The organism is Blautia sp. Marseille-P2398 (assembly GCF_964240315.1).
Classification (GTDB): Bacteria; Bacillota; Clostridia; order Lachnospirales; family Lachnospiraceae; genus Blautia_A; species Blautia_A wexlerae.
The window spans coordinates 38,591-50,976 of sequence record NZ_CAXSTD010000021.1; the positions used below are offsets into that span (position 1 = coordinate 38,591).

11 protein-coding genes are annotated in these 12,386 nt (G+C 34.1%); 2 read left to right on the forward strand and 9 right to left on the reverse strand.

Features of this window, described 5'->3' with window-relative positions; genetic code table 11:
• The first annotated feature begins 158 nt into the window (after positions 1 to 158).
• Entirely contained in the window at positions 159 to 368 is a 210-nt protein-coding gene (locus tag ACESZG_RS17655) for a hypothetical protein (RefSeq protein WP_195303627.1), read from the forward strand.
• A gap of 94 nt (positions 369 to 462) precedes the next feature.
• Complete coding sequence (gene tnpB, locus ACESZG_RS17660; protein ID WP_195303628.1) at positions 463 to 765, forward strand: IS66 family insertion sequence element accessory protein TnpB; 303 nt, start codon at positions 463 to 465, stop codon at positions 763 to 765.
• 249 nt (positions 766 to 1,014) lie between these two features.
• Here tnpB and ACESZG_RS17665 read toward each other — a convergent pair whose 3' ends face one another.
• From ACESZG_RS17665 to ACESZG_RS17705, 9 genes are all read right to left on the reverse strand, one after another.
• Entirely contained in the window at positions 1,015 to 1,227 is a 213-nt protein-coding gene (locus tag ACESZG_RS17665) for a hypothetical protein (protein ID WP_368211153.1), read from the reverse strand.
• Positions 1,228 to 1,275: 48 nt separating this feature from the next.
• The gene (locus ACESZG_RS17670; protein WP_368211152.1) at positions 1,276 to 1,869 is read right to left on the reverse strand and encodes a hypothetical protein; all 594 of its coding nucleotides are present in this window, start codon (positions 1,867 to 1,869) and stop codon (positions 1,276 to 1,278) included.
• Positions 1,870 to 1,892: 23 nt separating this feature from the next.
• Complete coding sequence (locus tag ACESZG_RS17675; RefSeq protein WP_368211151.1) at positions 1,893 to 2,348, reverse strand: transposase; 456 nt, start codon at positions 2,346 to 2,348, stop codon at positions 1,893 to 1,895.
• Between the two features lie 368 nt (positions 2,349 to 2,716).
• Positions 2,717 to 3,490, reverse strand: coding sequence for a hypothetical protein (locus tag ACESZG_RS17680; protein WP_347061612.1), 774 nt, complete (start codon positions 3,488 to 3,490; stop codon positions 2,717 to 2,719).
• Positions 3,491 to 4,237: 747 nt separating this feature from the next.
• Positions 4,238 to 5,332 carry a hypothetical protein gene (locus ACESZG_RS17685; RefSeq protein ID WP_368211322.1) on the reverse strand — a complete coding sequence of 365 codons (1,095 nt, stop codon included), beginning with the start codon at positions 5,330 to 5,332 and terminating at the stop codon, positions 4,238 to 4,240.
• A gap of 170 nt (positions 5,333 to 5,502) precedes the next feature.
• Entirely contained in the window at positions 5,503 to 8,991 is a 3,489-nt protein-coding gene (locus tag ACESZG_RS17690) for an SIR2 family protein (RefSeq protein WP_347061609.1), read from the reverse strand.
• Positions 8,992 to 9,087: 96 nt separating this feature from the next.
• Positions 9,088 to 9,462, reverse strand: a complete 375-nt coding sequence (locus ACESZG_RS17695) for a hypothetical protein (protein ID WP_347061607.1) — start codon at positions 9,460 to 9,462, stop codon at positions 9,088 to 9,090.
• A gap of 434 nt (positions 9,463 to 9,896) precedes the next feature.
• Positions 9,897 to 10,850: a hypothetical protein gene (locus ACESZG_RS17700; RefSeq protein ID WP_368211326.1), complete on the reverse strand. Its 954-nt coding sequence runs from the start codon at positions 10,848 to 10,850 to the stop codon at positions 9,897 to 9,899.
• Complete coding sequence (locus tag ACESZG_RS17705) at positions 10,822 to 12,294, reverse strand: AAA family ATPase (RefSeq protein ID WP_373218857.1); 1,473 nt, start codon at positions 12,292 to 12,294, stop codon at positions 10,822 to 10,824. The genes ACESZG_RS17700 and ACESZG_RS17705 overlap by 29 nt, the downstream gene beginning before the upstream one ends.
• Positions 12,295 to 12,386: the final 92 nt, after the last annotated feature.

Here is a 12,386-nt window from a genome sequence, read left to right on the forward strand (position 1 = left end):
TCCGCGGAAAAACCCGGACACATCGGATTTTCGTATTAAAAAATCCGCAGCAGTTTCAGCCGCGGATATGTTTGGAATGTAAGTGCCTCAAAACATGGCGTAGTGACTATACTCCATACGATTGATATACTATAAGCAACCTAATACCAAGGAGGCTTATGGCAAGAACAAATCAGGAAGCAGTTACAGCTTTTGGCGAGGTTTTGCGTTCTGCAAACGTACCTGGTTCCTACAATTCCCAAAATAATCGGATGGCTGCTAATGATAACCGGCTGATGATCTATTTTCAGGGAATGAAAGTTTATATTCCAGATAATTTTCAGCCGGATACACTTCTAAAACTTCTTCAGACACTGAAAAAGTTATGATGAAGCGTATTGCAGAAGGAGCCACCCGGATTTTCCTTGCCTGCGGATTATCCAAATATTCGGATAATGCGGAGCCACAGATTTTTGAAAACAGATCCCCGAACTGGCTGCTACTGTCAGTCTCAGCTTCAAACTGGATCCTTATAATGGAGACTGTGTTTTTATCTTCTGCAACAGAAAAAGAGATTCCATAAAAGTTCTGCGGTATGATCAGAATGGATTCATCCTGACAACGAAAAAGCTTCTGGATGATATGAAGTTTCAATGGCCCAGGACACCGGATGAAGTAAAGGAGATCTCTTTCCAGCAGGTGGAATGGCTCCTTCAGGGACTGGAGATAGAACAGAAAAAAGCCCATCATCAGGTGAAGATAGACTATGAAAACAGCTGTTTCTGATCTTCCGTGATAATGCTGTGAAAAAGCCTTGGAAAGTCTTGGAATTCAGCACTTTTCGGGGGTTCAGATACCGTAAAACAGTAGATAAAAATGTCAAAAAATGGTATACTGTTTCTATCAAAAGTACGGAGTAAAACAGTACTTCATAGGGTCAGACTCTGACATTTCGACTCAAATATTCTCATTTGTGAACTTCCAGTTTTTTTCCGCCTAAATCGAGTGTCGCTATATCTGCGACTCAAAATAATTCTATTTTTCCGTCTTTTCTCCATCTGATCCTGCATTCAAAAAGTTCATGATCTCCTCATATGACCGCCCACTTTTTACAACCGCTGACAGGATCTCTTCTTTTCTTATGGCATCCCGCTTGTCTAACAGTTCTTTCAGATTTGCTGTTGCCTGGTCATACTTTTTCTTCGCTGCGATCACATCAGCCTCTGCTTTTTCAATCTTTTCTTCCAATGCTTCCTTACTTGTTTTCCTTGTTCTTGCTATCTTTATTTTCCTTACTTATTCTGCTTTTTTCAGTTCCTTACTCAGCTCTGATGCAAAATATTTTATACTATTCGCATCCAGTCCAAAGGCTTTCAATATTACTTTCTGATTCGCTGTTACTGCATGATCCAGACGGTATATATTGTCTAACTGACGTACCATTTCTATGTTTTCCAGCTCTTTTATTGCCGCCGGTACAGTCATATAGTTCAGTTTCTTATCCAGTTTTTTCATTTCTTCTTTTAGTTTTATATACATCTTGCAGCGCACTATCATGGCTACAAATTCAACAAATATCTTCGCTCTTGCTGATTCTTCTGAATACACCCGGATGCTCTTATTCCCCAGATATGATTTATCTCCGCGGAATAGTTTCTCCGATACATCCCTGCTCTTATACAGTTCGATTGCTTCCTTCGCACTCATCTTTTCCGATGTAACGATACAAAAATATCCTGCCAGATCCAGCTCTCTTTCTACCACACTGCACCGTTCTTCCGGTAGTATAAAAGTTTGGCTCTTTTCATCATAATGAAGGTTAAAATACTTCTCAAATCCAGGACCGAATTCCTTTACTTTATTCTGGTACTTTTTCAGATACTGCGTCATCTGGTTAATCCGGTTTTCAATCTCTATCCGTTCTGCGCTTTCTTTTGAAATGCTATGATACAAATGAAAATAGCGCTTTTTTTATCACTTGCATACAGTTTGTGCCGTATTGTCTTTCCGTAAACTCCATATTCATAGATATTGTTCACCCGCTTATTTTCGAATGTCCCTTTATTTTCCAGGATCAGTTCATTCACAAGGGCAGACATCCCTTTCACCATGATAACAAAACTATACCCACATTTATCCATATATTGTATGTTCTTACAGCTGAAGTATCCCCTGTCCAGAATGAATCCAATCTTCTTATAACCATATCCGGATGCTTTATCCAGCATGAACTGCAGCTGGGAGATAGCATTCAGACTTCCTGGATATTTTTCATAAAATAATGGTTCCTGATTATGAGTATCATACGCAACTGCATAATTAAATACCGGCTCTCCCATATCTACTTTCGGATGCCCAAATTCGACCATTTTTATGTCTCCAGCCTGACAGTTTTTATTCGTTGAATCATAAGAAATATAAATCTTTTCACGGTAATTCCGTAACTCATGGATCATAAACCCGGTCATACTCATACTCTATATATACAACATTTGACTTTTTTCTCCGTGTGATCTTGCCTTTTACGGTTGGTACTTTCACTAAAAAATCCAGATACATAGCTCCCTCCTTTTAGGCGGTTATCCGTCTAAAATAGGCGTACTATATTTCCCAGTTATCTGCAATGGAAAACCGCAGAAAACCGGGATTTTTTATGATTTTATTTCGTTCTTTTTTCTTTAGGTGGAAAAATTACTGGATGTTCACATGAATTAGGGGTAGTTTAACTCACCATCATTTATTTTTCATCTTCTGAAACTCCCATTATAATATTTCTTAAATCTTCTACTTTACCTATATGATACAATGTTAGTGGTTTAATATTAGCTTCATAATGATCTTCCATTTTTCCGATAATAGGCTGATCACGATGTAAAACTATTCTCCATTCATTTTGCCACCGATACATATTATCTTTAATAAAAAATGATTCCAAATAATCATAACTTGATGTATCTTTATTCATCAGATTAATATCATATGTTTCTAATATATTCTTATAAACTACTTTATCAGCAACCCAATTTGCGCCTATATCATGTGCAAGTTCATCTAATCCCTTCTGCAGTTCTATCTTATAAAACAACAGATAATACGCTCCAAACTGTTCCATTTCGGATATAAACTCTTCTTTAAAACGCCATTGTGTATCTGTTATCTTAATTAATATGTTCTCATCAACCTGTGTACTGCAAAATAACGGAATTTTATCGTCACCTGAAAATCCCATCACAAACTCTGTGATCGTCTCTACCGGAATCTCAATTCGATTTTCTGGCTTTTGAGAATTAGCTAGAACCAAAGAAGCCTTTTTTATTTCACTTAAATTAATAGGACATTTTCCATCAAATTTATCACCACGATAGTTATCTTCAAGTTTACGAAAATATCCACTTTCATTCATATATATTTTCCCGTCACATATATCTTTTAAGTATTCTTCTTTACTACTGACTTTAATAAGCAAATCAGCAACTTCATAGCCAAATATATTCCTTTTTTCTGTTATCATTTTTGATATCTCCAATTTATCTTCCGTTAGTCCTTAATAGTTTAACAAAAATACAATACAATGATATTTCTATTGACATAGCACTTCTGAACCATTTCCAATCTATATATTAACGTGAACTTCCTGAAAAAGTAACACTCAAATTGCCATTTTCTCATCAAAACAGTCCAAAATCTAATTTATTTCGCCCTCAGAACAGATACCCTATCCCAAGATTGCTTCTCTTGAAGGTTTTTATCCTTTATATGAATTCTATCGCATCTATAGATTTTTGAGCTCCTTCTTTTTTTCTCTTTCACTGAAGTAAATTTCCATTTCATACCTCAGTATCTCACACTTTTTCTCACGAATATAATTGTTAACTAATTTTCTTAGAAAAAATAATAACATTATAAACACAATCACAAATACCAACAACACTGATATTTTCTTCCAGCTATCCTGCATATAAAATTCAGCCAATATATTTATCAATCCAGAAGGTACAATTGATATTATGTCTATTAGTCTTGATTCCCAATCTTTGTTTTTTGCATCCTCTTTAACCTTTTGGGTAAGATTCTCTAGTTTTTTCTTAATTTCATATGATTCACTTGAGTTGCACTTTATTATGGAAGTTCACAAGATTTTCTGGCAGAAAATCCCTATTTTTCAAGGTTTTTTACAATCTGCTATTTTTTGAGTGTTACTTTTTCAGGAAGTTAAGGTTTTAATATCGCTTCTTTCCACTAGTCAAAATGGAATTGCCTATTTTTTCAATAATTCTATTCTCTGAAAGATTACTGCAATCAAAGGAAGCACAACAGAAAGAATCAATATCATTTTATTAAAAAAGGTGGTACTTACAGCTCCCTGAGTAATTATATCGTTTCTCTCTTTAACTAATTGACTCTTTTCTTCTTGATCTGCTTTCTGAATCTCACTATTCAGTTGATTTATCAATTCTTTTTTCTTATCATGCATAAAATTCATCAATGTGTGTAATGGTATATATGCCAAAACTACAATCAAAAAAACAACAACTATTAACATCAATGCATTAGCATCATTGGCAAATGCATTGACTACATTGATTGGCGGATTTGCTGCGATTTTATCATTTAAAATGAAAAGAACAGAACATACAATATAAAAAAGTCCATATGAAAAATTAACTATTAAAATATCCAATGCTTTTGTAATACTCAGATTCTTATTATAATCTTCATTGTTATATATTATATGTCCACTTTTTATACACCAATATATAATAGCCCCACCAGACAAAGCCATTCCTAATATTGATAAAGAGTGGTACCATGTTATCCCCAGGAACAACGTATAATATACTCTTGCCATAAGCCCCAGATTATGCGACCATATCCCGGGATTGCTCCTTGCTGTCGAGTAAAATCCATACCCCACTCCAAAACTTATCAAAAAGAATAAAAAAACAGAAAAAATATATTCAACCTTTTTTCGTAAAACTGTTTTTTCTTTCTGCTTCATCAAAGACTCAAAATCTTTATGACTAATTCCAACCTCAATCCATTCCTCAAATTTAAACGGAAAATATGAAGAAAGAAAATACGACAAAAAATATAGCATTGACAATCCCATACTATTACTCAGATCTCTTAAATATGACAATGTCATTTTACCTGCGTTTCCCTGTCCCCATAATACATTTACCTTTATCATAAAAAAGAGATTAATTGCAAAGATAATAACAGGCATCGCTATATAAATCCAATTTTTCCATATAGCATCTGAAGTTTTTTTATGAAAATATACCACAATATTTGCATCTTTGCAAAAGTTAAACAGTTTTACATATCTTTTAATTATATTATCCTTATTCATACGCATCTCCCAAACATCCAGCATACAATAAATCTAATCTTTATACAAGTAATTATAAATCAGAAAAATACCAATGTACATTGCGACCCCTGCAAAACAACTACGCTAAATATTGCCTGCACAGGCATATAAATTATTAAGTTAAATTTCCCTTCGAAAGCACTGAATAGTTACGAATTTTCATCAAAACGAATATTCCTAATCTCAGTAAATTCATCTTTACATTCACTGACCAGCTTCCAGGTTCCGATTATATTGGCCTGTATGTTTCTTCTGTAGAGTTCTCTGGCAATTCTGCATCCGATCATCCGGCACTGCAGCTTATAAATTGCCTGCTTCTCTGTATCCGTTTTCTGGATCTGGGTTTTTTCCTGACATTTCGTCAAACTGTTCAATAAAGGAGTAAGTTTCCAGTCCAGAGGTATTTGTACAGCAATCAGTAATTCACAAAGTCTCCAGACAGCCCGGCTTTGATATAATTCATTACTTATTGTCCTGTATACAATTACTGAAAAAAGGATTTCCGAATATTTGGATAATGTTATATTATCCCGAATATTAAACTGACGCTGATACACATCATTATAGAAATCAATAAAAAGCTCCAGATCATTTTCATCACATAGCCATAACTCCTGTTGAAAGTCATCAAGTACGGATTTCTCTTTTCTAACAAATACTGCCTCTACCATATCAATTGCCGCGGGATGACTATAGTCGTCTTTCAATTCTGCAAAATAATCAGTAATTGCTTCATATTCTGTCTGGAACAGTTCACTTCCAGAGTTATTCTGTAAAAACAGACATTCCAGTGCAATAATAAAACTCTGAGAAATTCGCAATTTTACAACATAATACCCGAAGTTATTCCATTTTTTGCTAGCTGTTACCAAATCCTTTAACAGGCGGAACAATCTCTCTATATCAATCGTTTGAATAGAAAGCTCTTTTATAACATCTATCAGATATTCATAGTGATGCTGATTACCTACAAACTCTTTTGGGTTTGATTCTTTTTCTATTTTCTTCAGTGTATCTTCATACACTTCATTTTTCTTTTCACTGTATTTCTGAGGATCAAACCGATATAACCACCATTTATCATATATATCCTGAGAGTTTTCTATTATCCGACACAGGTAGTTTCTGTCTTCGTCATTCAGCACAATTAATTTATCTAAACTACGCAAACGATTAATTGCTGCTTCGCTGTTCTTATCAGGATCTTCAACCCTTTGCCTGATCTGGTACATAGTTCTGTTATATATTTTCAAATCAAAGTTTTGCTTTTCGTTTGGTATATCTACCAAAAAAACCGGATCATAATACCCTGTCGTTTGGTCTCTTCCCATTGGTAGCTGCAGAAGTTTTTCCAATTTTTCATTTTGCTTTTCAACGGAATATGCACTAAATATACCCCGGAATAAATTTCCCACTTCTTTAAACATGATTGAAGCATCACTCAGGCACAGTTCCACAGCTTTGTTATATAATTGGTCAAGCATAGATTCTGAGCATTTATAACATAAGCGGGAGAGAATGATGGGAAGTATAGCTGCAGACTGATCATAAATGGATCTGCTCCAAAATGAATTTTTACTTTTTATATTCTGGCTTACAGTATTCCAGAAAGTCAGATAATCCGTTGTAATAGCATCTGCATTTTTCTGGGTCAATTCAGCTAAACTGGCTCTGCCAAACAGAATATCTACATGTTTACTATCTCTTGCAATCAATATCTGCATCAGTGACCAATGGGAATAATAGTTGGCCAAATAGCGCAGGGAAGAGAATAATCCCTTTGTATTACTTACGCTATTCACCCGAAATGGATGCCCGGTCAGCTCCAGAAATCTCCAATATTCCAATGCATAAAAAATATTTTGATTATTCTCACCAAAGTTCATGGTAAAGGTAGTGGATAGGTCAAAATTATCGTTTTCTTCAAAGCGTTCCTTCGGTTCGTTAATTTCGTTTAAATGATAGCAATATTTATCATTTTCATTCCACCAAGAGAGAACATTGTCATTTAAGCAGCATTCCAGATCATCAGATGATATTTTCCAGTTTCCCTGTCGAATATAATTGATCAATGACACAATACTTTCTTCAACAGAAACCAAATATTCATTGTCATTTTCCTTGATCAACTGCTTCCTTACCTGAATCAATGCACCGGTCAACAACCTCTCAGCCTTTGTGGTCTCACCAATAAATGCATACATATTTGCTTTTATCAGAGCCCAGTAAGCATCTCCGCTTAAAAGCTTCCAGTTCTCTAACATACTGGTCAGTTCCTTTGCCTCAAATCGGAAAAGATACTTCCAGCAATCACATGCATATAAAAACTGTCTGCGGTCATAATCCAGTTTTTCTTTTTCTATTTTTTCATAACACTCATCATACAATTTCCATTGGGCCTGTTCTCTGAAAGCACGTAGTAGCTGCAGATATGTTTCCTGTTTTTTGAAAAGACATTGGGCTTTCTTCTGTTTCTCTGTCGGCTCTTCTGCTTCTGTGTTCACGATTTTCCAGAATCTCTCGACATACTGAAATAGCAATGGTCTACCAGCAATATCCATAAAGCGGACAAACTCATATATATAATTAAGCTGCTCTTCATATGGAAGACTTTCCAAATCGTCCATATTTGAGAATTGTTTTAAAGCATAATCAACTTTTGATTTCATTTTCCATGGCAGAAAAATCCATCCCGGATAAGAATCATTCAGCTGTTTCATACAAGCTGTCTTTTTCGTTATTTTTGAACGGGTATTTACATCTAATTTCTGATAATCAAACCAGTTGCTTTTTTTCTGGTTTCCTTCTACATCAGAATTTAATTCTTTCAGAAAATTACCCACTCGTTCCTCAATGCTCTTTTCAGGCCATAGGTCTTCCAGATCAAGTACAATAATATTTCGATCAAAAAGCAGCTTTCTTTTAGATTCCGGGATATGGGTAACGGATACCATGTAGATCATCTGCGAACTACTTTTGCCAAGATTATCATGGATCCACCCTATCCATTTAATAAAATTAGGATCCTCACAGGAAAAACCTAACATACAAAATACATTTTCCAGCATTGCCTGCTGAACTGTATTCACCATTGCAGCAAAACGCACAGGATATGTTCTGTAATCCTCTTCCGTAATAATGAACGGACGATGTGAGGGAAAAGAACCATGAAGCTTAACAATCCTGGGATATTGATTGCTGTTTACCAGATCCTCCTGACAGTGCACAACATTATATCTGCGGGTGCTGACTTTATCAGCTGCGCGCTCCAGCAAAGTATCATAATTAGTGGTAAATACATCCCTCCATGGCAGTTCCATCAACTTTACATACAAATTTGACGGAGCATAATCCAGATCCGGCACTGCTTCCTTTATGATTTTCTCCAATTTCGGCCGTCCAAACATAATCTCAACTTCCTGCGCCAGCCGCAGCGAACTGTTATATGCTTTTCCGGGACTTTGAGAATCACCATAAAGTTGCTTGTAAAACAGATCAGACAATTCGTTCCAGTTCATAAAATACTTATCTACAACAGATATCTTTTCTGCATTTTTTGAAAACCCTGCTCCAATCATCAAAACAGCATGCTTCTCAGCCAGAGCCTTGGAGATTTCTCTCATATACGTTTTATTCATATTTTTCGATTCCTCATACTCTCCAATGTAAATACCGTATCCTTGCCAAAACATGACTATTTCCAGTTGAATACAGAAAACGATAAAATCCACTTTTTAATAAGGGTGTCGGCCTATTCGTCCAACAAGTACTTTCTCACCTTTTCCAACATCCTCATCCTTCCATTGAAAATAAATTCTTAAATCTGAATCAGGACGGTTCAATTTCAAATGAGGTTCACACAACACTGACTTATGATGATAGACACTTTCTTCTCCCATTAATTTTTCTTCATATGTAAATGAAAAATATAACGATTCTCTATGATTAGGATCTGTTGAACATTCAGTAAGTTTTGCTGTAAGAATTCTCATTGCCTGTTTCAAGTCTGTTCTATATTCCTGATATAATCTAACAGCTTCATCATTTAATACTGAAAGGCATTCAGTAATCTCTTTCGTATTCGTTTCAAAGTCACTAATATATTTCATCTCAGATAAAATGTCCTCAGAAAAAAACTATTCTTAAAACAAGAAGGCATAAAATCCACATATACTTCTACATTTGAAATATCAGATAAAATATTTTTTCTTGCTTTTATATACTGTTTTTTATTATATGCTGCTTCATCATATTCTTGTATGATGTAATTATATTAACTTCCTGATGAATTAACTCTCGACTGTACGGGAACCTTATAATAATGGATTTGTGACTGTTTTATAAGTTAACTCTCGAGAGGTAATTAATTCTCATATCATTAACTACATATCTTGAATGAACCGCATAAATAAGCCATTCTTTTGAATCGAGAGTTAATTTTACAGGAAGTTAAGGTTTAATCCAATGCCAGTTGCATTCTTTCCTCCATTGTTCGGTCACCTTAATGGAGTTTGAGCCAATATGCTTCTGACAAGAACTGTTTTTAAGTATCTACATCAACATTGCTGAAAATATCAAATCCACCCAATCCTTCTTTTGTATTTTGATAAATATCTTTTATAAATTTTGATAGAGGTCTTTTCCCAAATTCGTCTGGATTCGCATAACCACCATACAGCAAACGATATAATTCATCCTTACTTTGAAACAATGTTCCCGTATCTTTAAACAGACATTCTATATATTCTGGGCTATAATATTGCATTTTCTTAATTATTTCCTGAGCAATATCTTTATGTCGATTATATATCTCCTCTAATCGGAGCTTTTGAGCATCTTCTAAAGCCTCTTTACTCGAAGATTTTATCTTAATTTCCAACTCGTGTTCATTTTCCATATAGTTACTGCCGAGAATATTATATTCAAATGAAATATTATCTTTTTTATTGTACATCAAATATGGATTTACTTTAAAAATCGTATTACTTTTTATTCTATTACAAGTTCCACAGACCGGAATCAAATTATAAAGCGAAACCGCAAACATCGGAAATTCATCTTTTGAATAAAAATGATCCAATTCAAAAGTTCCAACAGGATTCCTGCCATTTCTATTTTTAACAATTTTTAAATTTTCAATAAAATTCCTGTTGCAATAAGGGCATACATTCTGTCCCACCTGTTTATAAATTAATAGTTTAGCTTCTTTGGGCATATTCTGAAACAAAGTGTTAACTATATAATTACGTTGTTTTACAGATGATATATGTTTAAATTCCTCTTTCACCTGTTCATAATCAGGGCTATCCTTCACCCAAAAATGTAACTGTTTTAATTTTTCTGGCGATGCGCAGACAATATCCTCAAATTGCATTTTAAAATAGTAATCACACTTTTCATCTATTTTTTCGATAAACCTCTTATTTCTTGATTGAGTAATTAATTTATAATACTTTTTCTCAAGATTCTCATTCTTCTGATACTTTAGTGGAATCACTCATTTCCTCCATGATTTTCCTTCTCTTCAATTCAAGTTGTTTTATTTCTTTATCAATTGTATCAACCGCCACCATCTGTCCTTTCGTTTCCTTTAATTTTTTCAGTAGCTGTTCTCCTAATTTATTCCTGATCAATGTATCGCCTATACATTCAATTTTTTGTTTATAACTATTATAAACTTCCTGATTCAAATAAGAAATCTCCCTAATTTCTTTTATAACATCTTGAATATATTTCTTTGCAAACCTTCCCATTGAATTGCAATCCAAATAGAATGCATCATCAAGAATCTCATACAGATTTGTCCCGAACGTTTCCTTATGTTCTGAAATATCCACTTCCGTTCCATTTTCTGTTTTTTGCAAATATATAATATTGGATCTTGGAAAATTACTAAGGCAAAGTGGCGAATGTGTAGTCATTATAATCTGAACGTTATTTTCTCTGTAACAATTATTGATATACGTTACAAGATAATCTACGAAATCTCGTTGCCATGCAGGATGTAGACTTAAATCAATCTCGTCCAGACAAATAAGTAAATCTTTCCTTGTATGATGCTCACTTTTCACTATATACTTATTGAAGCAACCAAGAAAATATATCCATGACATTACATTTTGAAACACACGCTCTCCTGATGAAAACATCAAATTATCTATGTTCAAATAGCGGAGCAAAAAACTTCCATATTGTCTTTTTCCCTGGAAAATCTCCTCGTTTATTTTTACTCTATCAGAAACATACTGTATAATTTTCTTCCACTCACTTGCCTTTAATACATTTTCCCTTGAATATTCTCTCGTCTCTTTTCCTGATTTATAAGCTAAATCCTTTTTAGGAACGTCATTCTTAATCAAAGGAATTTTATCTAACAATTTCGCAAATTCTTTTATCTCATTCGCAGCATCACAAAAATATAAATTATTCGTAGTTGATATATCTTTCGTAGAAATATCAGCAACTATTTTGGTATATATCACTTCGATATCATCATCCGTACTTAATATTTCTAATCCATTTTCTAAAACCCATTCAAATACAAAATTCATTTTTAATACATAACTTAAGTCATCCTTCACTTTATCAATTATATATTTAGAGCGCAAAACATCTAAAACAGATTTTACAGTGTCCAATAAACTCTCATGAATCTTTCCATCAAGCTTCGCTCTTTCTATTCTTGCAAATACTGGTGAAATATTCAGTCTTATTTTTGTCTGTACAAATCCTTCATAATCACTGATAAAGTCCGTATCAATCAAGAAATTATAAAACATCAAATCACATATCTGTTGAAATTCATTTGGACTTTTATTTTGTTTTAACCAATTACTATATCTTTCAAAGTCATTTACCTTTTCGCCATATGCCTTTTCAGGATATATAAATTCAAAAAATGCACTTGAAATAAAAGATAATCTTGCTGGAGTAATCGCCAATTCGTCCAACTTCCCATTGAACAAAATCGCTGCGCGATGGCCTGCCAAGGCTGTGGCGCAGTTTTATTTTTATTAAAAAAGCAGTGGAATTA